Here is a 25427-nt window from a genome sequence, read left to right on the forward strand (position 1 = left end):
GGGCGTCGGGCGATTCGGCCGCCAGCAACACCCTTCCAATCAATCAGCCGGTACCAGCACCATGTCGATGATCTCCTACCTGACGACGATCCGATTCGAATTCGGCGCCATCAACGGCATCCAGCAGGACCTGACCGATCTGGGAATCCGCAAGCCCCTGATCATCGCCGACGAGGGGGTGGTGAAAGCCGGGCTCGTCGGCAGGATCACCGCCCTGCTGGAAGACGGCGGCGGGCTGCCGGTCTTCACCGGCACGCCGACCAATCCCACCCAGGAAGCCGTCGAAGCGGCGCTGGCGATGTATCGCGAGCAGGGCTGCGACGGCCTGATCGCGGTGGGCGGCGGCTCCCCGATCGACCTTGCCAAGGGCGTCGCGCTGCTGGCGTCCCACGACGGTCCGCTCGAACACTACGCCGCCATCCTCGGCGGCATTCCCCGGATCACGTCGGCCGTCGTTCCGGTCATCGCGGTCCCGACCACGGCCGGCACCGGAAGCGAGGTCGGCCGGGCCTCGCTGATCACGCTGAAGGACGGCCGCAAGCTGGGCTTCATCTCGCCGTACCTGATCCCGAAGCGGGCGGTCTGCGACCCCGAACTGACGCTCGGCCTGCCGGCCTGGCTGACCGCGGCGACCGGCATGGATGCCGTCACCCACTGCATCGAGACCTATCTCAGCCCGCGCGACAACCCTCCCGCCGAGGCGATCGCCCTGGACGGGCTGAAGCGGGCGGTCGACAACATCGAGAAGGCGACCGCCGACGGCTCCGACCGCGACGCGCGGTACCAGATGATGATGGCGGCCCTTGAGGGCGGCCTCACCTTCCAGAAGGGCCTGGGCGCGGTGCATGCCCTGTCGCATCCCCTGGGCGGGCTCAAGGACATCTCCCTCCACCATGGCACCCTGAACGCGGTGATCCTGCCGGCGACCCTGCGGTTCAACCAAAGCCATGCGGAGGCGAAGTACGCGGCCATACGCTCCACCCTCGGCCTGGCGGCCGACGCCGACCTGGCCGACTACTTCGCCGGGCTCAGCGGCCGGCTCGGCCTGCCGAAGACCTTGAAGGAAATGGGCGTTTCCACCACCATCGTGCCGGGGATCGCGCGCGCCGCCGTCGAGGATCATTCCCACGCGACCAATGCCCGCCCCGCGACGGTCGAGGACTACGAGCGGATGCTGACCGAGGCGATCGGCTGACGCCCGCCGGCGCTTCACCGGCTCCCTCATTCTCTCGCGGACAGGAGAACGTGATGTCGATTTCCCAGCACGATGCCCGGGCCGACCGGCTCTGGGTCCCCCTGCTCACCCAGTACCGGCGGCAGGGCGGCGCGGTCGAGATAGATCCGGACCGTACCGCCGCGCACCTGTCGTTCATCCGGCCCTGGGTCGGCCAGTTCCTGCTCGCCGGCTCCACCGGGGACGGCTGGGAGATGAGCCTGGAGCAGCTTCTGGTGCTCGTCCGTCTCACCGGCCGGCACGACCTCTTCGACGGCAGCCGGTTCCTCGTCGGGGCGCTTCGGCCGACCACCGAGGGTGTCATCGAGTGGGCGCGGGCGATCGAGAGCACGCTGGACGGGATGAAGACCACCGCCGGCGAGTTCCGCGGACTGGCGGTCTGCCCGCCGGTCGATGCCGGGGCCAGCCAGTCGGACATCGTCAGGCACTACGAGCGGGTCCTGGCGGAGACACGCAGCGACATCGCGGTCTACCAGCTGCCGCAGATCACCCACTGCTCGATCGAGCCGGAAACCATGCGGTCGCTCGCGGCCAACCCGCGGGTCACCATGTTCAAGGACACCAGCGGCGCCGACGCGGTGGCCCTGTCCGGCTTCACCGGCCCCCTGATGGTGCGGGGGGCGGAAGGCGGTTATGTCGATAACCTGAAGCCGACCGGGCTGTACGACGGGTGGCTGCTGAGCACCGGCAACGCCTTCGGATCCCAGCTCCGCCGCATGATCGACCTGCTGGACTCCGGGCGGGACGAGGAAGCCAAGGCGGTCTCCCGCGTCCTGACCGTCGTGGTGAACGAGATGTTCGCGGCGGCGGGGAAACTGCCCTTCGGCAATCCCTTCTCCAACGCGAACCGGGCGGTGGACCATCTCTGGGCCCATGGCGCGGGGTGGGTCGACGCCCCGGCCCCGCTGACCATTTCCGGCAACGAGATCCCGAGGGAACTGCTGGAAACCGCGTCGGACATCGTCGGCCGTTTCCCCACCCTGCCGGAACGGGGGTATCTGGGCAGCGGTCGCTGACGAAGACTATCCCCGGCTCCGGTCAAGACAATCAGAAACCAAAAACCCAGAATCCAAAAATAAGGAGGAAACAGTCCCATGATGAAACGTCGCGACATGCTGGTCGGCGGTCTGGCGGGTGCTTCCGCCGCCGCCGCGGTGGTGGCAGGCGGTCCCGGTACGGCACAAGCGCAGAGCACCGAGATCAACTGGCGCATGACGTCCAGCTATCCCGCATCCCTGGACGCCGTCTACGGCGCCGGAGATACCTTCATCAAGGTGCTCGGCGAGATCTCCCAGGGGCGCATGCGGATACAGCACTTCGCCGCCGGAGAGATCGTCGGCGGGTTCCAGGCGCTGGACGCGGTCCAGAACGGAACGGTGGAGTGCTGCGACACGGCGCCCTTCTACTATGTCGGCAAGGACCCCTCCTTCGCGTTCGGCGCCTCCGTGCCGTTCGGTCTCAGCACGCGCCAGCAGAACGCCTGGTTCTTCCAGGCCGGCGGGCTGGAGCTGCTGAACGAGCTGTTCAACCAGCACAATGTCGTCGGAATCCCGATCGGCAACACCAATGCCCAGATGGCCGGCTGGTTCCGCAAGGAGATCAAGTCGGTGGACGACCTGAAGGGCCTGAAGATGCGGATCGGCGGACTTGCCGGGCAGGTCATCGCCAAGCTGGGCGCGGTGCCGCAGCAGATCCCCGCGGGCGACATCTATCCGGCGCTCGAACGCGGGACGATCGATGCCGCCGAATGGGTCGGACCCTATGACGACGAACGGCTCGGCTTCGCCAAGGTGGCGCCCTATTACTACTATCCGGGCTGGTGGGAAGGCGCCTCCGCCATCTTCCTGTTCATCAACAAGGACAGGTGGGAAGCGCTCTCGCCGCTCGACCGCGCCCTGATCACCGCGGCGGCGCACCAGGCCAACACGCTGACCATCGCCAAGTACGACCAAGTCAATCCGGGCGCCATCCGCCGGCTCGTCGCCGGAGGCGCGCAGCTGAGGGCCTTCCCGCCCGAGGTGATGGAAGCCTGCCTGAAAGCCGCCAACGAAATGTTCGCCGAGATCAGCGCCCAGAACCCGCTGTTCAAGCGCCTGCATGAACACATGACGGCGTTCCGCAACGAGCAGTATCTCTGGCAGCAGATCGCGGAATACAGCTACGAGACGTTCATGATCCGGGCGCGCGGCCGCGGCTGACCGAACGTTTCTCGGAGCAGGACAAAGTCTCGGGAGGAAACCTGTGCAAGCATTGTTGGGCGTCAGCCGCTCCATCGACACCATGAACACATGGATCGGGCGCATAGCCGCCTGGGCGATCGTGGTCGCCGTCCTGGTCTCAGCGATCAACGCCATCGTCCGCAAGGTCCTGGGCACCTCGTCGAACGCCTGGCTCGAACTCCAGTGGTACCTGTTCGGCGCGGTCTTCATGCTGTGCGCCGCCTGGACGTTCATCGCGAACGAGCACATCCGCATCGACATCGTCGCGAACAGGTTTCCGCGGAAGGTACGCAACTGGATCGAGGTGATCGGCCATGTCTTCTTCCTCGGCGGCTTCTGCGCCGTCCTGATCTATACCTCGATCCCCTTCTTCCTGAACTCCTACGAATCGGGCGAGGTCTCGACGAACGCCGGCGGACTGATCATCTGGCCGGCGAAGCTCCTGATCCTGGCCGGCTTCGTCCTGCTCGCCCTCCAGGGCGTCAGCGAACTGATCAAGAGAATCGCGATCATGCGCGGCCTTATCCCCGAAACCGGGATGGGCGGACACCACGACATGGTGGAGAGCGAGGTGGAACGCCTGCTCTCCATCCAGAAAGATGGCCCCGGTGAAGGCCTGGGAACCGGAAAGCCAGAAACCAGCGCAGGGCCGCAAGCTTCCAGGAACCACCCATGATCGAATTCATCGCGCAGAACATGGCGCCCATCATGTTCGTGGCGCTCGTGCTCTTCCTCCTGCTGGGCTATCCCGTGGCCTTCGCGCTCGCCGCGAACGGCCTGCTGTTCTTCATCATCGCGGTGGAACTGGCGCCTTTCTCCAATGGGGAAATCACGCTGTCCTGGCCGCTCCTCCAGGCCATGCCGGAACGCGTGTTCCAGACCATGGCCAACGAGACGCTCCTGGCGATCCCGTTCTTCACCTTCATGGGCCTCATCCTGGAACGCTCCGGGATGGCCGAGGATTTGCTGGACACGATCGGCCAGCTCTTCGGAACCATACGCGGCGGCCTGGCTTTCGCGGTCGTCTTCGTGGGGGCCCTGCTGGCGGCTACCACGGGCGTCGTGGCGGCCTCGGTGATCTCCATGGGCCTGATCTCGCTGCCGATCATGATGCGCTACGGCTATGACAGCCGGCTGGCGACCGGCGTCATCGCGGCTTCGGGAACCCTGGCCCAGATCATCCCGCCGTCCCTGGTCCTGATCGTGATGGCCGACCAGCTCGGCCGCTCGGTCGGCGACATGTACGAGGGGGCCTTCCTTCCGGGCCTGGTCCTCACGGGCCTCTATGTCGGCTACATCTTCCTCATCACGATGCTGAAGCCCCAGTCGGCTCCGGGACTGCCGCTGGACGCGATCGGCTACCATGAGCCCAACAGCTCGCGGGGAACCTGGCAGCTCGGCCTTCTCGCCGTGTTTTCCGGCCTGGTCGGCTACTATGTGATGGTCCAGACGGGCATCGCCGGCGGCGCCGACTTCGTCATCCTGCTGATCTCCGTCGCGGTCGTGGTGGCGCTGGCCTGCGCCGTGCTGAACCGGCTGTTCGGCGCGGAGCGGGTGCCGGCGACCGCCGCGGTGACGGCGGTGCTCGTCGCGGCCTGGTGGTACGCCGCCGGGACCGGCAATCTGGCATGGACCATCGCCGCCGAGATGGCGGTCGCGGCGGCAGGCTACGCGCTGCTGGTCGGCATCGTCGAGCGGACGACGGGCCTGCGCCTGATGTCCAGGATCGCCGAGCAGGTCACCTTCGTCATGGTGCCGCCGCTTCTCCTGATCTTCCTCGTCCTCGGCACCATCTTCATCGGCCTGGCGACGCCGACCGAGGGCGGCGCCATGGGTGCGCTGGGCGCCGTCATCCTGGCGGGGATCAAGCGGATCCTGGACCGCAACCCGGACCGCCTCAACCCCGCCATCATCCGGCAGGCCACGGAGTCCACCGCCAAGCTGTCGGCTTTCGTGCTGTTCATCCTGCTCGGCGCCCGCGTGTTCTCGCTCACCTTCTACGGGGTGAACGGCCATGTCTGGGTCGAGCATCTGCTGACGTCGCTGCCGGGAGGCCAGACCGGCTTCCTGATCGTGGTCAACGTCATGGTGTTCCTGCTGGCTTTCTTCCTGGACTTCTTCGAACTGGCGTTCATCGTCATCCCGCTGCTGGCGCCGGCCGCCGACAAGCTGGGGATCGACCTGATCTGGTTCGGCGTGATCCTGGGCGTCAACATGCAGACCAGCTTCATGCACCCGCCCTTCGGGTTCGCCCTCTTCTATCTCCGGTCCGTGGCGCCCAAGGTGTCCTACATCGACCGGGTCACCAAGAAGCGGATGGAGCCGATCGCGACCAGCCAGATCTACTGGGGCGCCGTGCCCTTCGTGATCATCCAGTGCATCATGGTCGGGATATTGATCCTGTTCCCGGACCTGGTGATGCACTACAAGGCGTCGGAGACGCGGCTGGACCCGACGGAAGTGCAGCGCCAGTTCGACAACCTCCAACTCCCCGGCACGGGCGACGGCGACATGCCCGGCCTGCCGCCCTTCGACCTGGAACCGCCCAAGATCGAGTAAAGGGGCGACAAGGCGATAAAGTATCGGCCGGGTGATCACTTCGGAGCAGCGCTGTTCATCAAGGTATGGGAAAAGCACCGAACCAGATCGACGGTCTTCCACCGGTGTCGTCCGGCGGCTCCTTTCGCGAGGGTCCGGCGACGGCCCGGTGGCTTATCGTCGCCGACGACCTGACGGGTGCCGCGGACTGCGCGATCGGCTTCGCCAGGCGGGGCTTGGCGGCGGCCGTCGGCTGGGGCGGCACGGAGGAGAGGATCGGAGAGTTTCCCGTTTTCTCGTACGACACCAACAGCCGCGGCCTGCCCGCGGCCGAGGCTGCGGCGGTCCATCGCGCAGCCCTCGCCCGCTTCCTCGACGGGGACAGCATCCTCTTCAAGAAGATCGATTCCACGCTTCGCGGCCAGCCCGCCGCCGAGATCGCCGCGGCGATGGAAGCCGTGCGCGGCTTCGGGGGTTCGGCCTTCGGGATCTTCGCGCCGGCCTTCCCCGCGACCGGCAGGACCACCGAGGACGGCCGTGTCCGTGTCGGCGGCAAGCCGCTTGAAGAGGCCGAGGTTTGGCGGCGCGACCACAGCTACCCCAACGCCGATCTGGTGGAGATCCTGGCGACGGCGGGAGTGACGGGCGAGAGGGTTCCGCTCTCCATGGTCTGGAACGGTGTGGACATGCTCCGAGCGGCCTTCGCCGATCTGGCCGCCCGGGGAGACGTGGTCGCCGTCTGCGACGCCACGACCCGGGAGGACCTGGACCGCATCGCCGAAGCGGGCCTGCGGACGGGTGCTCCGGTCTTCTTCATCGGGAGCGCTGGGCTTGCCCAGGCGCTGGCCGCCGCGGCTCCCGGGGAACGGTCCGATCCGGTAACCCTGGCCGCGGCCGAAGGCGGAGCGCTGGTGGTGGTCGGCTCGCTGGCCGGCGCGTCGCGGGCGGCGGCGCGCAGCCTTGCGGAACTCCCGGGCGTGCGGTACGTCCCGGCCGATCCCGCCGTCCTGCTGGACGCGGGTGCAGCCGGCGACCGCTCCGCCCTCGGACGGGCGGTGATGGACGGCCTCGACGCCGGCGAGGATGTCCTGGTCGAAATCCTCATGGGCGGAGAGCCGGACCTGCGCATCGGCCCCGGGCTGGTCTCCGGGCTTGCGGACGCATTGCATCCGGCCGCGTCCCATATGGGCGCCTTCGCCGCGACTGGAGGCGAGACGGCCGCGGCGCTCCTCTCGCGGTTCGGGGTGAGCGGCATCAGGCTGGCCGACGAAATCGAACCCGGGGTTTCCCTGGGATTGACGCTTGGCGACGTGGCGGTTCCGGTCGTCACCAAGGCAGGCGCGTTCGGCGACCAGGGCAGCCTGGTGCGGATCGTGCGGCGTCTGCGTTCCATAAGACAAAAGGGAGAACTGCCATGAACCGTCCGACCATAGCGATCACCATGGGCGACGCCTCGGGCATCGGCCCGGAAGTGATCATGAAGGCGCTGTCCCAGCCCGCCGTGCAGGAGATGTGCAATCCGCTGGTCGTCGGCGACGCGGAGCGCCTTCGGACGGCTGGCCGGATCGTCGGCTCCCCCCTGCGGGTCGAGAGCCTGGACGACGCGGCGAAGGTCCGCTTCGAGCCCGGTACCGTGAATTGCGTGGACCTGAAGCTGATCCCCAAGGACCATCCGTTCGGGCAGGTCTCGGCGATCTCCGGCGAGGGTTCGTTCCGCTACATCGAGCGCGCGGTGCGGATCGTCGAGGCCGGCGAGGCCGACGCGATCTGCACGGCACCGCTCAGCAAGGAGGCGCTCCACGCCGCCGGGCACAAGTATCCGGGCCATACCGAGTTGCTGGCGATGCTGACCGGCACGCCCGAGGTCTCCATGATGCTGGTCTCGCCCAAGCTCCGCGTCATCCACGTGACGACGCATATGGGCCTGATCGACGCGGTCGAGCGCATCGAGCCCGGCCTGGTGGAACGCACGATCGCACGCGGCCACGACACCCTGGTCAAGGCCGGGATCGCCTCGCCGAAGATCGGCGTCTGCGCGATCAACCCCCATGCCGGCGAGAACGGGCTGTTCGGCCGCGGCGAGGAGGCGGCCAAGATCACGCCGGCGGTCGAGGCCTGCAAGGCGAAGGGATGGGACGTCACGGGGCCGCTGCCGGCGGACACGCTGTTCTTCCTCGCCGGGCGCGGCGACTACGACATGGTCGTGGCGATGTACCACGACCAGGGCCACGGCCCGATCAAGGTGCTCGGCCTGGAAGCGGGCGTGAACATCACGGTCGGCCTGCCGGTGATCCGTACGTCGGTGGACCATGGTACCGCGTTCGACATCGCCGGCAAGGGGATCGCCGACGAGCGCAGCCTGATCGAGGCGCTGCGGCAGGCGGCCGACTTGGCGCCCAAGCGGGTCGCCGCCTGAGGCCGGGAGGATTGCCCGACCAGCCCGGCTCAGCCGGGCTCATCCCCCGCCAGGGGCGGGGCATTGGGCGCCTTGTCCAGCACGGCCAGGAAATCTGCCCGCCTTCCCTGCGCGGCCTCGTTGCGCAGATAGTCCAGAGTCATCACGCTGGCCATCTTCTCGGCGGCGGCGCTGGCGATGAACTGATTGACCGACACGCCGTCGCGGGCAGCCAGTTCCTTGATCGCGCGGTGCACGGACTCCGGCAGGCGGATGGTCAGGGCGGTCATGGGAGCGTCTCCTGATGGTGAAGGAAGGCGCCGGGCGAGATGGCCTCCACGCCCAGTTCGCTGCAACGCCGGAAGTCGTGAGTGACGATGAAACGGCTGCCGGAGGTTACCGCGCATTCGACCCCCATGTCGTCGTCGAAATCGCGCAGGAAGGGCCGCCAGAGATAATAGACATCCTGAAGGTGGGACAGCGACGCCAGATAGCGCAAAAAATCCCAGCATGTGTCCGACACCGACCGAGCGGTCACAAACTCCGCAAGAAGCCTGTCCGTCAAAGGAAGTGAGAACGGACTCGAGTCTCTGGCGTGCCGTCGTCGATGGCAGCCCGGCCCTTATTGCCGCTTCCAAAGGTCGCACAGCGGCCCGTTCCGGCCGGTCACGGGGTCAGTATCGGGGAAGCCCAGCCCGGCCATCTTCTCCGCCTCCGCGTCGGTCGGCGCCTCCCGGCTGATGTCCCACTCCTGGCCGGGCGGATAGGCGCCGACCACCAGGAAGTCAGGGCTGGCGTCCAGCCGGCAATGGCCGGTGCCCGCGGGGAGGACGGCCACGTCGCCGGCCGTCACCGCGACCTCCTGCCCGTCCGGGCCGCCGAGCATCAGCCTCGCCGAGCCGGCGGCGAACCCGAGCACCTCGTGCGCCGCGGGATGATAGTGGTGATAGGGAAAGACGCCGTTCCGCCACTGCGCCGGCCAGCCGTTGCGCCCGAACAGCGCCTCGAAGCCGGATGCCGTTTCCTCGGCGGATTTGCCTGTGATCACGCCCCGATAGAGCAGCACGGGAAGGACCGGGTTGTTAGGCACCCAGTCGTTCCGGGTGAGCAGCAGGGTTTCAGGTTGTACGGGCATGACTTCCGTCCCCTCGAAGTTCGTTGCGCCAGATTTTGATAACACCGTCGCGCCGGTTTCGGTCACCGGTGCTGGACGGAAAGATTGATTTTTGGATGCAAAGTCCATATTTTACCGGCACACCAGATTTCAAACGGGGCGCACGGCCCCGCGCACAGTCAGAGGAAGCGCCCGCGATGGTCCAGGTTTCTCCCGTCATCCATTTGAATCCGCTCGACAATGTCGCGGTCGCACGGGTGAAGCTCACGCCCGGGACCGTGCTCGACGGGTTCGGGGTCACGGTCACGGACGCGGTGCCGCAGGGGCACAAAGTGGCCGTGACGGGCATCGCCGAGGGTGAGCCGGTGCGCAAATACGGCCAGATCATCGGCGTCGCCAGCGCCGCGATCCCGCCGGGTCAGCATGTCCATACCCAGAACCTGGAGATGCGAGACGTCGAGCAGCACCATGATTTCGGCGTGGACGCACGGGAACCCGATTACATCCCCGAGGACCGGCGGGCGCGCTTCATGGGTTACCGGCGGGCGACCGGCAAGGTCGGGACGCGGAACTACATCGCGGTCATCTCCTCGGTGAACTGCTCGGCTACGGTGTCGAAGGCCGTGGCGGACCACTTCAACCGGATGGGCGGGCTGGAAGGTCGCCGCAACATCGACGGCGTCGTGGCCCTGACCCACGGCGGCGGCTGCGCGATGAACACCCAGGCGGAAGGGTACAGGTACCTGACCCGCACCATCTGGGGATACGCGACCCACGCGAATTTCGGCGGCGTGGTCATGATCGGCCTTGGCTGCGAGACCAACCAGATCTCGCTGATCAAGGAAATGTACGGCATGACGGAATCGCCGAACTTCCAGACGATGAACATCCAGGGGGTCGGCGGCACCCGCAAGACCATCGCCAACGCGATCGACGTGATCGGCGGCATGCTGGACGAGGTCGATTCCGCGCGCCGCACCTCCGAGCCGGTGTCGGAGCTCACGCTCGCGCTGGAATGCGGCGGCTCCGACGGCTATTCCGGGATCTCCGCCAACCCTGCCCTGGGGCACGCGTCCGACCTGCTGATCCGGCACGGCGGCACGACGATCCTCAGCGAGACGCCGGAGATCTACGGGGCCGAGCATCTGCTGACCCGCCGCGCCGCGTCGCCGGAGGTGGCCCGCAAGCTGCTGGAGCGGATCGAGTGGTGGCGCGACTACGCCGAGCGCAACAAGGCCGAACTGAACAACAACCCGTCCTACGGCAACAAGGCCGGCGGTCTAACCACGATCCTGGAGAAGTCGCTGGGCGCGGTCGCCAAGGGCGGCGGCTCGCGGCTCAACGCGGTGTACGAATATGCCGAGCCGGTCAAGGAGAAGGGATTCGTCTTCATGGACTCGCCGGGCTACGACCCGGTCGCCGTGACCGGCCAGGTCGCCAGCGGCGCCAACATGATCTGCTTCACCACCGGCCGGGGCTCCACGTCGGGCTTCAAGCCGACGCCGTCGATCAAGCTGGCCACCAACAACACCATGTACGAGCACATGGCCGAGGACATGGACATCAACTGCGGCGGGATCGTCACCGGCGACGAGACCATCGAGCAGTCCGGTCAGAGGATCTTCGACAAGATCGTCGCCGTCGCGTCGGGCGAGCGGACCAAGAGCGAGGAGTACGACTATGGCAACAACGAGTTCGTGCCGTGGCAGGTCGGCGCGGTAATGTAAGACTAATGGTTGGAGCCGCTTACCACGGCTCCAGGTCGAGGACCGATTGGATCACCGTCCGGCCGGCCTTGTCGGCGACGGGGATCGGGCGTCCCCGGTTGTCGCAGGCGGTGACGCCGATCCGGGCATTCGCCCTGTCCACCAGGACCTGGCAGAAGTTGTCCTCCTGCGTGAACCCCCAGGCTTGATAGTCCATGGTCATCCCCGGCGCGATCGTGAACGTGTCCGACTGTGCGGGTGCGCTGGAGTCATGCACGTAGTCGGACGGTGACCCGTCGGCGAAGGGAAATGGCCAGTAGAAGGCCGACGACGTTATCGCGAAAGCCTTGATCCCGCCCGCCGTTCCCGGGCCGGCGAAGGACAGGGCGGCGACGTTGGCGCAATGGATGTCACCCGACAGGAAGACCACGTTCTGGACGCCGTCATCGACGATGCATCGGAGGATCGCGGCCCGGGTCGCCGGGAAAGCCGGCCAGGAATCGCTCCGGTCCAGGCTGGGGATGCCGGCACCGGTCCGCTCCGAGATATTGTTGGGCACGAAGACGCTGGGAGTGACGATGAACTTGGGAACGTTGCCCAACCTGGCCTGGCAATCCTTCATCCAGGCGAGCAGCCGGCTGAGCTGGGTCTCCTCGCCGGGCGCCAGGGCGGGGCGGCCGAGAAGATGGTTGTCGTCGATCGCGTTCGGCCTGTCATCCTTGTACCGCTGGGTCCGGGTATCGAGGGTGAAGAAGGGAAAGCCTGCGCAGTCGAACTTATAGTAGAGCAGCCGGTCCCATGTGCGCGGACCATGGCTCCACTGGTAGCTCATGTAGGCGCCGACGGCGAGGTTGAACAGGACGCGCTTGCGCCGGTCGCGGATACGATCCTGTGCCCAATTGTCCTCGATCTCGTGGTCGTCCAGGATCATGTAGGTCGGCATCGTGCGCAGCAGCCGGCGCATGTTCGGAGAGCCGAACGCGGTGGCGTACCGATCCTGGAACTCGACGTAATCGTCCGCCCGGCCGACCGGGACGACACGGTTGAACATGTCGGCGTAGATCTGGTCCCCGGTCATGAGCGTGAACATGGGGGCGTCGGCACCGGCCTTGGCCAGGTCCGCCATCGGGCCAAAGATCCGATCCGATCTCTTCACGCCCCACAGCAGGCCGGGATAACGGCAGGAGCCCATCAGGAAGTTCAGCGTGTCCGCGGACCCGGCGGGAAAGGTCCGGAACCGCGCTTCGGCGCTCTCTTCCGGCAGGTTGAGCAGATCGGGTATCCAGACCTCTGCCGGCGGCAACCGCCGGGCGACCTCCCTGTCCGCGACCATTTCGTCATCCGGAAACGCATCGTCCAGGACGAGCGTCCCGAAGCGGACCTGGTAGAGGGTATCGGCCTTCAGGGGCAAGGGGGACTGGCCCGGCGCCGGGGTCCGGGACCCATCGTCGGCATATGTGTATTGGGTGATGCAGAGTTCGCGGCCCAGGAAGAATGTGCCGGTCCGGTCGAATTCGCGATGAAGCCTGAAGTAGAAGGCCTGCGCGGATTCCGGCGCCTTTCCGCCCTCGGAAATGACGGCGCCGACTCCGATCGTCCGTCCCGATGAGCTCAGGTCGGCGCCCCGGTCCACCGGATCGGCCCCCCGCATCCAAAGCCGGCAGGCGTCCTCGGTCGTATGCCCGACGATCGGACCCAGATCCGGCGGTCTCAATCCTGCCATTCGAAGCCCCGTCACATGATTTCCATCAACGGCTTGCTGCCTCGATACCGCAGGCAGGAACCGGATGATGCCTCAGGAACGATACCGGCGAAACCTTCTCTCCCGGCCAGCGAGCACAGCCCGGAAGGACGGTGCCATACTCGACCTAATCGGTTTCGACAGCCTCTCGGGTGATCCGTACCATTGCAGGCCATCGATGCGCGAGACCGGCCCGGCGCGACATCTCGGCCCAAGCCGGTCTCGCCGCTCAAACCGCGAAGGCCGCTTCCTTGATGTAGGGAAGATCGAGCGGCACGCCCATAGACCGGGAGTGCCGGACCCGGTCCAGCACCTTCAGCCGCGCCTTGTCCAGGTGCGCCCTGGCTTCGCGCGCGACCGCCTCCCCGTCCCGCCGCGTCATGGCCTCGATGATGCGGCGGTGCTCGTGGAAGAAGGGTTCCTCGTGGGGCAGCGCTATCTCGCGGCCCAGCAGGTGTTTTCCGAAGATCAGGATGCAGCGCGTTCGCTTCAGCGCCTCGACCAGCTCCGGATTGGGGCAATGGCCGAGGCAGCGGACGTGCAGGTCCAGTTCCAGGTCGTCGAGTTCCTCGGTGGGCAGGTTCGGGTAGCGCGGCATGGCCTCGGCCAGCCGGCGGCCGACCCGCTCCAGCTCGCCCATGGGAATGACCCCGGCGGCCTTGGACAGGGCTATGGGTTCCAGGTGCTCGCGCAGTTCGTACAGGCAATTGACCCGGTGCTCGTCCAGCGGGACGCTGTACCAGCGCGACCGCTCGTCCTTGACGACGAGGCCGTTGACCTGGGCGAGCATCAGGACGTCGTGCATTACCGTCCGGCTGACGCCGTAGTGGTTGGCCAGTTCGTTCTCGTTGATGCGGAAACGCCCATGGAGCGAGCACCGTATCAGCTGGCTTTCCACCGGATCATGGACGCTTTCCATCGCCCGTTCCTTCAGGCCGGTCGCCTCCTGGTCTTCCAGCCCCAGCGCCTTGGCGCTGATCGGGGTCCGGATAACGGTGCCCTGGTCGCTTCCCACGATGTAGCCCCGCCCCTCGAACCGGCTGATCATGCCGTCGGCGTGCAGCTGCGCGAAGGCCCGCTTGATCGGCCCGCGGCTCGACCCGACAAGGTTCGCCACATGGGTTTCAAGCAGCAATTGGCCTTTGGGAAGCAATCCGCAAAGGATCGCCTCCTGAAGCAGCGCCGTGATCTTCGTGGTCAGGCGGCTGTCCTGTTGCTGGATCTTGGCAGTCGTCATCTTTCCCGTGCAGACTTTCAAAGCCATGGTTGCGACGGCCGGACAAGGACTCGGCGTCGATGAATATGGCATGACGCGCGGAGCTTGCCATGACTTCGCGCTCGGACGGCCTTCTTGCCGCACCCGGAGGTGCCTCGGATTGGCCGTCGGCGGATTTGGCCGTTCTCAGAAATGGCTATTGTCGGCAAAAGCCATTGATGCTAAGCATCACACAGAGCGGTTATCGATGACAAGCAAATTGGGGGAGAGACAGCGGGCCTTCGTAGCCAAAACGACGCCCAGATGCAACACCGTCATCGGACAACCGCACCGATGCGAAATGAAAAATCACCTGAAAACTGAACTTGCGATCACGGCACCAAAAAGCCGTTGGATTCGCACGATGCGATTACTTTGCGTTCCATCTGGAGTCGTGGCCTGAAAAAGCCTATGCCGACTTCAGGAAGCGGAACTTGGGGAGGCAAATGTCAAAAATAGCTGACGCCTATTTCGGCCTCATAAAGATCCTGATCGCGACCTGCCTCGTCGTCATGGTCGTCCTGGTATTCGGCAACGTGGTCCTGCGATACGGGTTCAACAGCGGCATCACGGAGTCGGAGGAACTGTCCCGGCTGCTGTTCGTCTGGCTGACCTTCCTCGGCGCGATCCTGGCGCTCCGCGACCACGGCCATCTCGGCATGGACATGCTGGTCAATCGGCTGCCGAAGGCCGGCAAGCTGGTGTGCTTCGTCGGCAGCCACCTGATCATGCTCTACGTCACCTGGCTGCTGCTGGCGGGAAGCTGGGAACAGACGATCATCAACATCGACGTCGCGGCCCCCTCCACCGGGCTGTCCATGGGCCTGTTCTACGGCGTCGGCATCCTGTTCGGCGTGTCGGCCCTGACGATCCTGATCGTCAACCTCGCTCGCGCCTTGACGGGCCGCATGAGCGACCGGGACCTCGTCACCGTCACCGAATCCGAGGGGGAAGTCGAAATGTCGGGCCTCCGGAACGACCGCAGGAGCCCTCTCCCATGACCATCGCCATCTTCCTGGGCTCGCTGCTGGGCGCCATGGCCATCGGCACCCCGATCGCCTTCGCGCTGCTGCTGTGCGGCGTGATGCTGATGTTCCACCTCGACCTGTACGACGCCCAGATCGTGGCGCAGAACGTGATCAACGGCGCCGACAGCTTTCCGCTGATGGCGGTCCCGTTCTTCATGCTGGCAGGCGAGATCATGAACGCCGGCGGCCTGTCGCGCCGCATCGTGACCATCGCCATGGCTCTGATCGGCCATGTCAAGGGCGGTCTCGGCTATGTCGCGATTCTTGCGTCCTGCATCATGGCCAGCCTGTCCGGCTCCGCCGTCGCCGACGCCGCGGCCCTGGGCGCGCTGCTGGTGCCCATGATGGTGCGGGCGGGCCATGACAGGGCGCGCTCGGCCGGCCTGATCGCGTCCGGCGGCATCATCGCCCCGATCATCCCGCCCAGCATCGGCTTCATCATCTTCGGCGTCGCCGCCAACGTCTCCATCACCAAGCTGTTCCTGGCCGGCATCGTGCCGGGCCTGCTGCTGGGCCTCGGCCTGGTGTTCACCTGGTGGCTGGTCGCGCGGAACGAGAACGTCGAACCGCCGCCGCGCGCTTCCCGCCGGGAACTCGCCCACGCCATCCTCGACGGCTTCTGGGCCCTGCTGCTGCCGGTGATCATCATCGTCGGCCTGAAGATGGGCGTCTTCACGCCGACCGAGGCGGCGGTCGTGGCGGCGGTCTACTCGCTGTTCGTGGCGACCGTGATCTACCGCGAATTGAAGCCGTCGCACCTGTTCGAGCTGTTCGTCAACTCGGCCAAGACGACCGCGGTGGTGATGTTCCTGGTCGCGGCGGCCATGGTGTCGGCCTGGATGATCACGGTCGCCGACCTGCCGGGCCAGGTGACCGAGCTGCTGGAGCCCTACATGGACAACCAGACGCTCCTGATGATCGCGATCATGCTTCTGGTGGTGGTCGTCGGCACCGCGATGGACATGACGCCGACGATCCTGATCCTGACGCCGGTGCTGATGCCGGTGATCAAGGAAGCGGGCATCGACCCGATCTATTTCGGCGTGCTGTTCATCATCAACAACGCGATCGGCCTGATCACCCCGCCGGTCGGCGTCGTGCTGAACGTCGTGGCCGGCGTGTCCAAGATCAGCATGGACGAGCTGATCAAGGGGGTTTGGCCCTTCATGATCACCCACCTGATCGTGCTGGCCCTGCTCATCCTGTTCCCCATCCTGGTCACGGGGCCGGCAAGCTGGTTCTACGGCTGAGCCCATTCCCGGACCGCAACGCTTCGATCCTATCCAAGACAAGAGGAAACGTCCGATGAAACAGTCGATCAAGACCGTGCTGGCCGGCTTCGCCCTGGCCGGCGCCCTGTTCACGGCCGGCGCCGCTTCGGCGCAGGACATCCAGTCGCGCAACTTCAAGGTCGCCTTCGTCCAGAACAACGACCACCCGCACGGCATCGGCGTGAAGAAGTTCGGCGAGCTGCTGGAGGAGAAGAGCGGCGGCAAGATGAAGGCGCGGGGCTTCGGCGGCGGCCAGCTGGGCGGCGACGCGCAGGTGATCTCCTCCCTCCAGGGCGGCGTGCTGGACATGACGCTGGTCAGCCCCGGCCTGCTCACCGGACTGGTCAAGGAATTCTCGGTCTTCGACCTGCCGTTCTTCTTCAACGATTACCGCGAGGTCGACGCCGTCATGGACGGCCCGGTCGGTACCCGCCTGCTGGGAATGCTGCCGGAGAAGGGGCTGATCGGCCTTGGCTACTGGGACCACGGGTTCCGCAACCTCACCACCGCCAATACGCCGATCAACAAGATGGAGGACATCGCCGGGCTCAAGGTCCGAGTGATCCAGATCCCGATCTTCATCGACACCTTCGCGGCGCTGGGCGCCAACCCCGTCCCCCTGCCCTTCCCGGAGCTCTATACCGCGCTGGAGACCGGCACCGTGGACGGCCAGGAGAACCCGTTCGCCTCGATCGAGACCAGCAAGTTCTACGAGGTGCAGAAGCACGCCGCGACCACCGGCCACGTCTATAACCCGCTGGTCGCCATCTTCAGCAAGCGCGTCTGGGACAAGCTGTCCGAGGAAGAGCGCCGCATCGTCCAGGAGGCGGCGACCGAAGCCGGCCTGTATGAGCGCCAGGTCTCCCGCGAGGCCAACCAGAAGTCGATGCAGACGCTGCGCGACGAGGGCATGCAGATCACCGAGCTGCCGGCGTCCGAGATCGACCGCATGCGCCAGAAGGTCAAGCCGGTGACGGACAAGTATGTCCAGAGCATCGGCCCCGAGCTTGTCCAGGAGATGCAGGCCGAGGTCCAGAAGGTGCGCGACGGCAAGTAACGGCCGACGCCCGGAGAAAACGATGAAAAGGCGGCTTTACCAGGGAACCGACTTCCGGCGCGCGCAGAACATCGACGAACTGCGCGCCGTCGCCCGCAGGCGCGTTCCCAACTTCTGCTTCGAGTATGTCGAGGGCGGAGCGGACGACGAGGTCACCCTGCGGCGCAACCGGTCGGTCTTCGAGGAGATCGGCTTCGTGCCGCGGACCCTGGTGGACGTCTCGGCACGGGGCCAGACGGTCGACCTGTTCGGAAAGCCGTCGGCGGCGCCCTTCCTGATCGGTCCGACGGGCTTCAGCGGCCTGCTCGCCAGGGAGGGCGACCTGGCGCTCGCCCGCGCCGCGGCGGCGGCCGGCATCCCCTTCGTCCTCAGCAACGCCTCGACGATGCGGCTGGAGGAGGTGGCGGACCGGGCCGGCGGGCGCCTGTGGATGCAGCTCTACCTGTACCGGACGCGCGCCTTCGCGGCCAAGCTGGTGGAGCGGGCCAAGGCGGCCGGCCTGGAAGCGCTGGTGGTCACCACGGACAGCGCGATCTTCGGCAACCGCGAATGGGACCGGCGCAACTATGCCCGCCCCCTGAAGCTGAACCTGCGCAACACCATCGACGTGGCGCTCCATCCGCGCTGGATCCTCGATGTGCTGGTGCCGAACGGCGTGCCGCGCTTCGCCAACCTGGGCGACCTGCTGCCGCCCGGACAGGACAGCGTGCGCGGGGCGGCTTCCGCCATCGCCAAGGAGCTGGATCCGTCGCTGGACTGGGCGGACATTAGGTGGCTGCGCGACCTGTGGCCCGGCAAGCTGATCGTCAAGGGCGTCATGACGGCCGAGGACGCCGCCCTGGCGGCGGACTGCGGGGCCGACGGCATCGTGCTGTCCAACCATGGCGGCCGGCAGCTGGACGGCGCCGTCTCGACCATGGAGGTCCTGCCGGAGGTGGCGGCCGAGGTCGGCGGCCGGCTGACGGTGATGCTGGACGGCGGTTTCCGCCGGGGTTCCGACATTGTCAAGGCGCGGGCGCTGGGAGCGGACGCCGTGCTGCTCGGCCGCGCCACGACTTACGGCCTCGCCGCCGGCGGCGAGGCGGGGGTCGCCCACGCGATCGACATCCTGAAGACCGAGGTGGACCGGGTTGTCGGCCTGCTCGGCTGTGCCGACCTGTCGCAGCTCGACACGAGCTTCCTGCGCTGGACGGGCCGTCCGATGCCGCCGGCCCGGAACACCGGGCCGGGGCGGGGCATCCTGTCCCCGGTCGCGGCGCTGGCGACGAATTCCAATCAGAAGAGGGAAGCCCAGATATGAGCGAGACGACACGGGTCGGCTTCATCGGCCTCGGGCTGATGGGCACGGGCATCGCGCGGAACATCCTGCGCAAGGGTTTCCCCGTCACCGTCCTGGCGCACCGCAACCGCCAGCCGCTGGAAGAGCTGCTGGCCGAAGGTGCCGCCGAGGCGGCGAGCGCCGCCGACCTGGCGCGCAATTCGGACGTGGTGATCGTCTGCGTCACCGGGACCCCGCAGGTCCGGGACGTGCTGTTCCGGGAAGGCGGACTGCTGGAAGGCGTCCATGCCGGCCTGACCGTGATCGACAGCAGCACGGGCGACCCCGAGTTCGCCGCCGAGGCCGAGGCGGCCGTCACGGCGCGCGGCGGCCGCTTCATGGACGCCCCGGTCAACCGGACGCCCAAGGAGGCGGCGGAGGGCCGGCTGAACGTGCTGGCCGGCGGCGACGCCGCGACGTTGGACGAGGTGCGCCCGATCCTGGAGACCTACTCCGAGACGATCCACCATGTCGGGCCGCTGGGGTCGGGATACCGGGCGAAGCTGATCCACAATTTCATCGCCCAGGGCACCGCCGTCCTGCTGGCCGAGGCGTTCTGCACCGCCGCCAAGGTCGGGCTGGACCTGGAAGCCTTCGCCGATCTCTGCCGGCTCAGCGGCGCGCACAGCCGCACCTTCGACCGGATCGTTCCCTTCGTCCTGGAAGGCGACGATTCCGGGCAGAAGTTCACCCTGCGGAATGCGGTGAAGGACATGCGCTCCTACACCCGCCTCGCGGAGTCGGCGCCGACCACTGCGTTCGCGGCGCAAGCGGTCCACCAGACCTATCTGCTTGCCAGCAATCTCGGGCATGGCGACAAATATGTGCCGCATCTGTTCGATGTACTGGGGCAGATGAACGGCGTGACCGTCCGGGCCCGTTAAGGGCCGGACCGTAAATGAACAGGGCGCGGGGCGGCTCGACCGGCCCCGCGGACCCCACCATCGACAAGGACCCGCAATCATGACAGCACAAGGGCAGCCGCGCTACAGGGGCGTATTTCCGGTGGCGCCGACGGTGTTCACGGACTCCGGCGACCTGGACCTGGACGGCCAGCGCCGCGCCATCGACTTCATGATCGACGCCGGTTCGCACGGCATCTGCATTCTCGCGAACTTCTCCGAGCAGTTCGTGCTGACCGATGCGGAGCGCGAGAGCGTCCAGGACGCCGTCCTGGAGCATGTCGCCGGCCGCGTCCCGGTCATCGTGACTACGACCCACTTCGGCACCGCCGTCTGCGCCGAGCGCAGCCGGCGTGCCCAGGAGGCGGGAGCGGCCATGGTCATGATCATGCCGCCCTACCATGGCGCCACGTTCCGCGTGCCGGAGGAATCGACCTTCCAATTCTACCAGCGCGTGTCCGACGCGATCGACATCCCGATCATGGTCCAGGACGCGCCGGTGGCCGGAACGCCGCTTTCCCCGGCTTTTCTCGCCCGGATGGCTCGCGAAATCGAAAACGTTTCTTATTTCAAGGTGGAGGTCCCGCAGGCCGCCGCCAAGCTCCGCACCCTGATCGAGCTGGGCGGCGACGCGATCGAGGGGCCTTGGGACGGCGAGGAGGCGATCACGCTGCTCGCCGATCTCGATGCGGGTGCGACCGGCGCCATGACCGGCGGAGGCTATCCGGACGGCATCCGGCAGATCATGGACCCGTACGAGGCCGGACGCCGCGAGGAAGCGGTCGAGGCCTATGGCCGCTGGCTGCCGCTGATCAATTACGAGAACCGCCAGGCCGGGCTGATCGCGGCCAAGGTTCTCATGAAGGAAGGCGGAGTCATCAAGTCCGAAGCGGTCCGCCACCCGCTTCAGCCGCTGCACCCGAAAACCCGCGCCGGGCTGATCGAAACAGCCCGGCGTCTCGATCCGCTCGTCCTCCGCTGGGCACGCTGAGGACGGACGGGACCCCGAGAAACGGTTCCAGAGGAGTTAGTCGAACATGAAAATCACCGGTGACATGCTGATCGGCGCCAAGTCCGTGCGCGGTCGCGAAACCACGTTCTACGCGGTGAACCCCGCCAGCGGGGAGAAGATGGAGCCGGCCTTCGGCGGCGGCGGCGAAGCCGAGGTCCGCCAGGCCTGCGAGCTGGCCTGGGCCGCTTTCGACACCTATCGGGAAACCGGCCTGGAAGCCCGCGCGACCTTCCTGGAAACCGTGGCCCAGAAGATCATGGACCTGGGTGACGAACTGGTCGAGCGGGCCTCCGCCGAAAGCGGCCTGCCGCGCGGCCGGATCGAAGGCGAGCGCGGCCGCACCGTCGGCCAGCTCCGCCTGTTCGCCGGGGTCGTCCGCGAGGGCGGCTGGATCGAGGCCCGCATCGACCCCGCCCTGCCCGACCGCAAGCCCCTGCCGCGCCCCGACCAGCGCCAGCGCCACATCCCGCTCGGCCCGGTCGCGGTCTTCGGGGCCAGCAACTTCCCGCTCGCCTTCTCGGTCGCGGGCGGCGACACCGCCTCGGCGCTGGCCGCGGGCTGCCCGGTGATCGTCAAGGCCCACTCGGCCCATCCCGGCACGTCGGAACTGGTCGGCCGGGCCGTCCAGGCGGCGGTCGCGGAGTGCGGGCTGCCCGAAGGCGTCTTCTCCATGGTGTTCGGCGCCGGCAACTCGGTCGGCACCGCCCTGGTCTCCGACTGGCGGATCAAGGCCGTGGGCTTCACCGGATCGCGCCGGGGAGGCATGGCCCTGGTGAGCGTCGCGGCGGCGCGCCGCGAGCCGATCCCGGTCTATGCCGAGATGAGCAGCATCAACCCGGTGTTCCTGATGCCGGCGGCGCTGTCGTCGCGCGCCGAGGCGCTGGGCAAGGGCTATGTCGCCTCGCTCAACCTGGGCGCCGGCCAGTTCTGCACCAACCCCGGCATCGTGCTGGCGCTGGATGGCCCGGACCTCGACCGTTTCCTTGAGACGGCCAAGGCGGAAGTGGGCAACAGCGCAGCCTCGACCATGCTGACGCCCGGCATCTTCGCCGCCTATGACGAGGGCGTGCGGAAGCTTTCGGGCAATTCGAAGGTCCGCCTGCTGGCCCGCGGCCAGGCCTGCGCCGGCCCGAACCAGTGCCAGACCGCCGTGTTCGAGACCGACGCCGCCAGCTTCCTGTCCGAGACGGACCTTCAGGAAGAGGTGTTCGGCGCCTCCTCCCTGGTGATCCGCTGCCCCGACATGGAGGCGGTGCGCACCGTCGCGGAGCATCTTGAAGGCCAGCTGACCGCCACGGTCCAGGCCGACGAGGGCGATCTCGACGCCGCCCGGAAGCTGCTCCCGGTGCTGGAGCGCAAGGCGGGCCGCGTGCTGTTCAACGGCTGGCCGACCGGCGTGGACGTCAGCCACGCGATGGTCCATGGCGGCCCCTTCCCGTCCACGGCGGACGGCCGGAGCACCTCGGTCGGGACGCTGGCGATCCGGCGCTTCCTCCGCCCGGTCTGCTACCAGGACGTTCCGGCCGGCCTGCTGCCGGAAGCGTTGAAGGACGGCAACCCGCTGAAACTTTGGCGCCGCACCGGTGGCGAGATGGGCCGCGACTGAGCCTGTCGATTGGTCCGATGAAAGGGGGAGGTGCCGGCCGGCACCTCCCTTTTTCTTTTTATCCGGCCTTCGGGACGGCGTCGTAGAAGCTGTAGTCGAACAGGTCGTCCAGGTTCACCGGCTTGACCTGCGTTCCCAGGGTCTGCTGGAAGTCCTGGAGCACGGCCGTGGCTTCCCGGATGACATGGGGGTCGGCGACCAGGTTGGTGCTGGGGGACCGCAGCGCCTTGTCGATGATCCGGGGGTCCACCAGTCCCTTGCCGACGAAGGCGGTGACGTGGTCGGCCGCCCGGTCCTGCCGGCTGCGGGCGAATTCGGTCGCGCGGACGTGAAGTTCTACCAGCGTCGCGACGGCGTCCCGGTGGGCGGCGATGACGGTCTCGCGCACCGCCAGGACGGCGCCCGGCTGGCGCGGCAGCATGGTGCTGGCCGGCGCGACGATCCGGGCGGTCGGGTCGCGTTCCTGCACGATGGTCAGGATCGGCTCCAGGATCGAGGCGCCTTCGACCGCCCCGGCGAGCAGCGCCTGCTGCACCTGGTCCTCGCCGACGCCGACGATCTCGACATGCTTGGGATCGGCCTTGGCGACGCGGTTCAGATAGTATCTCAGGATCGTGTCCGGCACCGAGCCGGTCGGCAGGGTGGCGATCTTGGCGGGACGTCCCGCCCGCTCGAAGAAGCTCCTGAACCCCTCCGCCGCGGACGGCGCCGCGGCCATCATCTCCGCGAAGGGGCCGCGGCCGATCAGGGCGACCTGATCGATGATGTTCGACGCGAGCACCTTGATGTCGATGCCCCGCGAGCGGGCGACCATGGCCGGCCCGATCCCGACATAGGCCACGTCCAGGCTGCCGGACGCCAGCGCCTGGACCATGGCGGGGCCCGACGAGAACTGGGTCAGCTCCAGCTTGAGTCCGGCCTTCCCGGTCCAGCCCTCCCCCTGCATCACGAAAAGCTGGGTCATGGGGATGATGGGGATGTAGCCGACCCTCAAGGTCACCGGTGCCGCCATGGCGGCGGCGGGCAGCAGGGACGCCGCGGCTGCGATGCCTGTGAGGTGGACGAACCGGCGGCGGGACAAGGCGAGCGGCATGGGCGGGTGCTCCGGAAGGTTATGCTTTTTTCCGACCTTAGCATCCCGGGGCCACGGAATCGTGGGGCATCCCTGGTACGGGACTTGGCCGATCGTCAGAGGCGCGGCGATGCGATGCCCCCTGACCTGTCCGATCGATCATCACCGGAATTGCCTTTCCCTTGAAGAGGGACGGCTGCTCTCCTGGAACCGTCATCCCCGATACGGACACCGTCCCGATGCTGAATTCCGGTAAATCCTTGATGATCGCGGCCAGATTCGCCGTCGCCATGGCAATCGGCGCGCTCGTTCCCCAGGAATCCATGGCGCAGCAGGCGCGGGAAGCCCCGGGAACGCAGGCGGCCCCCGTCCGCAAGGGTGGACAATCCCCGGCGGAGCGGATCAACGCCTGGACGGTGGGCCTGGCCGGCGGACAGTTGGAAGGGGCGCCGCTGCGCCTGGCGTCGGAGATCGCGCGCGTCGTGGACGACGGCGACAACGCCCACGTCCTGCCGATCGTCACCAGGGGTCCGACCGAGAACGTCAATTCCCTCCTCTATCTCCGGGGGGTGGACATGGCCATTATCAACACGGACGTGATCGAGGAATACAAGGCCCAGGTTCCGAACATCCAGCAGCAGATCACCTATGTGCTGAACCTGTTCCCATCGGAGCTCCATGTGTTCGTGCGGCCGGAGATCCAGTCGCTGGACGATCTCAGGGGCAAGAAGGTGAACTTCAACACCCTCGGCACCGCGGCGGCCTATTCGGGACCGCTGATCTTCACCCGGCTGGGCCTCGACGTGGAGAAGACCTTCATTCCCCATCCCGTGGCGCTGGAACAGATGCGGGCCGGCACCGGCGACATGGCGGCGGTCGTGTTCATCACCTCCAAGCCGGTCGATGCCTTCCTCAAGGGCCGGTGGGAGCCGGGATTCAAGTTCCTGCCGGTCGAATACGACAGGAAGTTCGAGGACTATTACCTCCCGTCGCGGCTGGAACCGGCCGACTACCCGAACCTGATCCCCGAGGGCGGCCAAGTCACGACGATCGCCGTCCCGACCTTCCTGGCCGCCTACAATTGGCCGCGAAGTTCCGACCGTTACCGCCGCATGGCCCGCTTCGTCGACAACCTGTTCAGCCGCATGCCGACCCTCCAGGGGCCGGGGTTCGATCCGAAGTGGAAGAACGTGAATCTCGCCTCCAGGGTGCCGGGGCTGGAGCGCTACCGCGCCGCGCAGGAATGGCTGGACAAATCGGGCTCGGCCCAGGAAAGCAGCCTGCCGCGATGACGACCTTGCCTGCCAACAGGAAATCCGCGCGGTCCGCCGTCCCGTATCGGCGGAGAAAGCAATGGTCTGGCCTGTCGTGGGCGCACGGCGCCCTGGCGGCGGCGCTGCTGCTGTTCGCCACCGGGCCGGCATCGGCGCAGGCCGCCGACTGGATCATCAGCGAGACGGCTTCCCCCGTGGACTACAGCCGTCAAGTCAGCGCCACCCTGCTCTCCCTGGCATCGCCGGAGGAGAGGGAAATGTCCTTCGCCATGCATTGCAGGCAGGGGAAGACCGAGCTGGTGCTGGGTGTTCCCGACTTCGCCCGTTACCCCGCCGGCACCGCCCTGGACCTGGAGTTCCTCCCGCTCACCCAGGAGGCGATGCGGGACCAGACGGTAGAGCGGCGCTGGGTCCGGCATCGCGGCCAGGAGCGGCGTTGGAACGAGTTGGGCGGCACCACGGAAGTATCGTTGCGGGGAGATGCCGTCAGCTTCCTCAAGCAGCTTCCGGACGGAGGCCGGCTTTTCGTGCGGGTGAAGGACAAGCGGGACGACCTGCATGAAGCCGAGTTCGACCTCGCCGGGTTCGGTCCCGTCCGAGAAAAGCTCGCCTCTGCCTGCGACTGGCCCGCCTGATTGCCCCGCCTCCCTGTTGGAAGGACCGGCCGGACCTTATCTACCTGTCT

The 25427-nt window shown here is 67.1% G+C and carries 23 protein-coding genes; 17 read left to right on the forward strand and 6 right to left on the reverse strand.

The features are described 5' to 3' along the window. The first annotated feature begins 61 nt into the window (after positions 1-61). The 7 genes from JL100_RS18255 (at position 62) to pdxA (ending at position 8407) form a co-directional block, all read left to right on the forward strand. Positions 62-1195, forward strand: a complete 1134-nt coding sequence (locus JL100_RS18255) for an iron-containing alcohol dehydrogenase (protein ID WP_202678972.1) — start codon at positions 62-64, stop codon at positions 1193-1195. A gap of 53 nt (positions 1196-1248) precedes the next feature. Then, positions 1249-2250 carry a dihydrodipicolinate synthase family protein gene (locus JL100_RS18260; RefSeq protein WP_202678973.1) on the forward strand — a complete coding sequence of 334 codons (1002 nt, stop codon included), beginning with the start codon at positions 1249-1251 and terminating at the stop codon, positions 2248-2250. A gap of 78 nt (positions 2251-2328) precedes the next feature. Beyond that, complete coding sequence (locus tag JL100_RS18265; protein ID WP_323378238.1) at positions 2329-3432, forward strand: TRAP transporter substrate-binding protein; 1104 nt, start codon at positions 2329-2331, stop codon at positions 3430-3432. A 43-nt stretch (positions 3433-3475) separates the two neighbouring features. Continuing rightward, on the forward strand, positions 3476-4129 hold the full coding sequence (locus JL100_RS18270) for a TRAP transporter small permease subunit (RefSeq protein ID WP_202678974.1): 654 nt from the start codon (positions 3476-3478) through the stop codon (positions 4127-4129). Further along, complete coding sequence (locus tag JL100_RS18275) at positions 4126-6012, forward strand: TRAP transporter large permease (RefSeq protein ID WP_202678975.1); 1887 nt, start codon at positions 4126-4128, stop codon at positions 6010-6012. Before JL100_RS18270 ends, JL100_RS18275 begins: the two co-directional genes overlap by 4 nt. 65 nt (positions 6013-6077) lie before the next feature. Then, positions 6078-7409 (forward strand): four-carbon acid sugar kinase family protein, encoded by a 1332-nt coding sequence (locus JL100_RS18280; RefSeq protein WP_202678976.1) that lies wholly within the window; start codon positions 6078-6080, stop codon positions 7407-7409. Continuing rightward, entirely contained in the window at positions 7406-8407 is a 1002-nt protein-coding gene (pdxA, locus tag JL100_RS18285; protein ID WP_202678977.1) for a 4-hydroxythreonine-4-phosphate dehydrogenase PdxA, read from the forward strand. The genes JL100_RS18280 and pdxA overlap by 4 nt, the downstream gene beginning before the upstream one ends. 29 nt (positions 8408-8436) lie before the next feature. On the opposite strand, the gene JL100_RS18290 is transcribed toward pdxA, so the two are convergent. From JL100_RS18290 to JL100_RS18300, 3 genes are all read right to left on the reverse strand, one after another. Beyond that, complete coding sequence (locus JL100_RS18290; protein WP_202678978.1) at positions 8437-8676, reverse strand: YlcI/YnfO family protein; 240 nt, start codon at positions 8674-8676, stop codon at positions 8437-8439. Then, complete coding sequence (locus JL100_RS18295; RefSeq protein WP_202678979.1) at positions 8673-8885, reverse strand: PIN domain-containing protein; 213 nt, start codon at positions 8883-8885, stop codon at positions 8673-8675. The genes JL100_RS18290 and JL100_RS18295 overlap by 4 nt, the downstream gene beginning before the upstream one ends. A gap of 123 nt (positions 8886-9008) precedes the next feature. Then, positions 9009-9521: a cupin gene (locus tag JL100_RS18300; RefSeq protein ID WP_202678980.1), complete on the reverse strand. Its 513-nt coding sequence runs from the start codon at positions 9519-9521 to the stop codon at positions 9009-9011. A gap of 176 nt (positions 9522-9697) precedes the next feature. Between JL100_RS18300 and JL100_RS18305 the strand changes: the two genes are divergently transcribed. Beyond that, positions 9698-11227, forward strand: coding sequence for a UxaA family hydrolase (locus JL100_RS18305; protein ID WP_202678981.1), 1530 nt, complete (start codon positions 9698-9700; stop codon positions 11225-11227). Between the two features lie 19 nt (positions 11228-11246). On the opposite strand, the gene JL100_RS18310 is transcribed toward JL100_RS18305, so the two are convergent. Continuing rightward, positions 11247-12929, reverse strand: coding sequence for an alkaline phosphatase D family protein (locus JL100_RS18310; protein WP_202678982.1), 1683 nt, complete (start codon positions 12927-12929; stop codon positions 11247-11249). A gap of 247 nt (positions 12930-13176) precedes the next feature. Beyond that, a complete protein-coding gene (locus JL100_RS18315) occupies positions 13177-14184 on the reverse strand; it encodes a GntR family transcriptional regulator (RefSeq protein WP_202678983.1) in 1008 nt (335 codons plus the stop codon). Positions 14185-14648: 464 nt separating this feature from the next. On the opposite strand from JL100_RS18315, the gene JL100_RS18320 reads away from it, so the two are divergent. From JL100_RS18320 to JL100_RS18350, 7 genes are all read left to right on the forward strand, one after another. After that, positions 14649-15203 carry a TRAP transporter small permease gene (locus JL100_RS18320; RefSeq protein WP_202678984.1) on the forward strand — a complete coding sequence of 185 codons (555 nt, stop codon included), beginning with the start codon at positions 14649-14651 and terminating at the stop codon, positions 15201-15203. Next, positions 15200-16480, forward strand: coding sequence for a TRAP transporter large permease subunit (locus JL100_RS18325; protein ID WP_202678985.1), 1281 nt, complete (start codon positions 15200-15202; stop codon positions 16478-16480). The genes JL100_RS18320 and JL100_RS18325 overlap by 4 nt, the downstream gene beginning before the upstream one ends. Before the next feature lie 55 nt (positions 16481-16535). Then, a complete protein-coding gene (locus tag JL100_RS18330) occupies positions 16536-17558 on the forward strand; it encodes a TRAP transporter substrate-binding protein (RefSeq protein WP_202678986.1) in 1023 nt (340 codons plus the stop codon). Between the two features lie 22 nt (positions 17559-17580). Continuing rightward, the gene (locus tag JL100_RS18335) at positions 17581-18858 is read left to right on the forward strand and encodes an alpha-hydroxy acid oxidase (RefSeq protein ID WP_202678987.1); all 1278 of its coding nucleotides are present in this window, start codon (positions 17581-17583) and stop codon (positions 18856-18858) included. Further along, entirely contained in the window at positions 18855-19760 is a 906-nt protein-coding gene (locus JL100_RS18340; protein ID WP_202678988.1) for an NAD(P)-dependent oxidoreductase, read from the forward strand. The genes JL100_RS18335 and JL100_RS18340 overlap by 4 nt, the downstream gene beginning before the upstream one ends. A 79-nt stretch (positions 19761-19839) precedes the next feature. Next, positions 19840-20769 (forward strand): dihydrodipicolinate synthase family protein, encoded by a 930-nt coding sequence (locus JL100_RS18345; RefSeq protein WP_202678989.1) that lies wholly within the window; start codon positions 19840-19842, stop codon positions 20767-20769. 46 nt (positions 20770-20815) lie between these two features. Continuing rightward, complete coding sequence (locus tag JL100_RS18350) at positions 20816-22396, forward strand: aldehyde dehydrogenase (NADP(+)) (RefSeq protein ID WP_202678990.1); 1581 nt, start codon at positions 20816-20818, stop codon at positions 22394-22396. Between the two features lie 58 nt (positions 22397-22454). Here the strand turns inward: JL100_RS18350 and JL100_RS18355 are convergent, their stop codons facing one another. Then, positions 22455-23489 (reverse strand): ABC transporter substrate-binding protein, encoded by a 1035-nt coding sequence (locus JL100_RS18355; protein WP_202678991.1) that lies wholly within the window; start codon positions 23487-23489, stop codon positions 22455-22457. A gap of 242 nt (positions 23490-23731) precedes the next feature. On the opposite strand from JL100_RS18355, the gene JL100_RS18360 reads away from it, so the two are divergent. Then, positions 23732-24760: a TAXI family TRAP transporter solute-binding subunit gene (locus tag JL100_RS18360; RefSeq protein ID WP_202678992.1), complete on the forward strand. Its 1029-nt coding sequence runs from the start codon at positions 23732-23734 to the stop codon at positions 24758-24760. After that, complete coding sequence (locus JL100_RS18365) at positions 24757-25377, forward strand: hypothetical protein (RefSeq protein ID WP_202678993.1); 621 nt, start codon at positions 24757-24759, stop codon at positions 25375-25377. Before JL100_RS18360 ends, JL100_RS18365 begins: the two co-directional genes overlap by 4 nt. Positions 25378-25427: the final 50 nt, after the last annotated feature.

It is taken from the genome of Skermanella mucosa (assembly GCF_016765655.2).
Taxonomy (GTDB): domain Bacteria; phylum Pseudomonadota; class Alphaproteobacteria; order Azospirillales; family Azospirillaceae; genus Skermanella; species Skermanella mucosa.

What these genes read in the sequence shown, in the direction of transcription:
- JL100_RS18315 (WP_202678983.1), bottom strand. Translation starts at nt 14,184, where the DNA reads ATGACGACTGCCAAGATCCAGCAACAGGACAGCCGCCTGACCACGAAG.
- JL100_RS18290 (WP_202678978.1), bottom strand. Translation starts at nt 8,676, where the DNA reads ATGACCGCCCTGACCATCCGCCTGCCGGAGTCCGTGCACCGCGCGATC.
- JL100_RS18310 (WP_202678982.1), bottom strand. Translation starts at nt 12,929, where the DNA reads ATGGCAGGATTGAGACCGCCGGATCTGGGTCCGATCGTCGGGCATACG.
- pdxA (WP_202678977.1), top strand. Translation starts at nt 7,406, where the DNA reads ATGAACCGTCCGACCATAGCGATCACCATGGGCGACGCCTCGGGCATC.
- JL100_RS18335 (WP_202678987.1), top strand. Translation starts at nt 17,581, where the DNA reads ATGAAAAGGCGGCTTTACCAGGGAACCGACTTCCGGCGCGCGCAGAAC.
- JL100_RS18275 (WP_202678975.1), top strand. Translation starts at nt 4,126, where the DNA reads ATGATCGAATTCATCGCGCAGAACATGGCGCCCATCATGTTCGTGGCG.
- JL100_RS18350 (WP_202678990.1), top strand. Translation starts at nt 20,816, where the DNA reads ATGAAAATCACCGGTGACATGCTGATCGGCGCCAAGTCCGTGCGCGGT.
- JL100_RS18325 (WP_202678985.1), top strand. Translation starts at nt 15,200, where the DNA reads ATGACCATCGCCATCTTCCTGGGCTCGCTGCTGGGCGCCATGGCCATC.
- JL100_RS18255 (WP_202678972.1), top strand. Translation starts at nt 62, where the DNA reads ATGTCGATGATCTCCTACCTGACGACGATCCGATTCGAATTCGGCGCC.
- JL100_RS18320 (WP_202678984.1), top strand. Translation starts at nt 14,649, where the DNA reads ATGTCAAAAATAGCTGACGCCTATTTCGGCCTCATAAAGATCCTGATC.
- JL100_RS18345 (WP_202678989.1), top strand. Translation starts at nt 19,840, where the DNA reads ATGACAGCACAAGGGCAGCCGCGCTACAGGGGCGTATTTCCGGTGGCG.
- JL100_RS18340 (WP_202678988.1), top strand. Translation starts at nt 18,855, where the DNA reads ATGAGCGAGACGACACGGGTCGGCTTCATCGGCCTCGGGCTGATGGGC.
- JL100_RS18260 (WP_202678973.1), top strand. Translation starts at nt 1,249, where the DNA reads ATGTCGATTTCCCAGCACGATGCCCGGGCCGACCGGCTCTGGGTCCCC.
- JL100_RS18330 (WP_202678986.1), top strand. Translation starts at nt 16,536, where the DNA reads ATGAAACAGTCGATCAAGACCGTGCTGGCCGGCTTCGCCCTGGCCGGC.
- JL100_RS18365 (WP_202678993.1), top strand. Translation starts at nt 24,757, where the DNA reads ATGACGACCTTGCCTGCCAACAGGAAATCCGCGCGGTCCGCCGTCCCG.
- JL100_RS18360 (WP_202678992.1), top strand. Translation starts at nt 23,732, where the DNA reads ATGATCGCGGCCAGATTCGCCGTCGCCATGGCAATCGGCGCGCTCGTT.
- JL100_RS18265 (WP_323378238.1), top strand. Translation starts at nt 2,329, where the DNA reads ATGATGAAACGTCGCGACATGCTGGTCGGCGGTCTGGCGGGTGCTTCC.
- JL100_RS18355 (WP_202678991.1), bottom strand. Translation starts at nt 23,489, where the DNA reads ATGCCGCTCGCCTTGTCCCGCCGCCGGTTCGTCCACCTCACAGGCATC.
- JL100_RS18305 (WP_202678981.1), top strand. Translation starts at nt 9,698, where the DNA reads ATGGTCCAGGTTTCTCCCGTCATCCATTTGAATCCGCTCGACAATGTC.
- JL100_RS18300 (WP_202678980.1), bottom strand. Translation starts at nt 9,521, where the DNA reads ATGCCCGTACAACCTGAAACCCTGCTGCTCACCCGGAACGACTGGGTG.
- JL100_RS18280 (WP_202678976.1), top strand. Translation starts at nt 6,078, where the DNA reads ATGGGAAAAGCACCGAACCAGATCGACGGTCTTCCACCGGTGTCGTCC.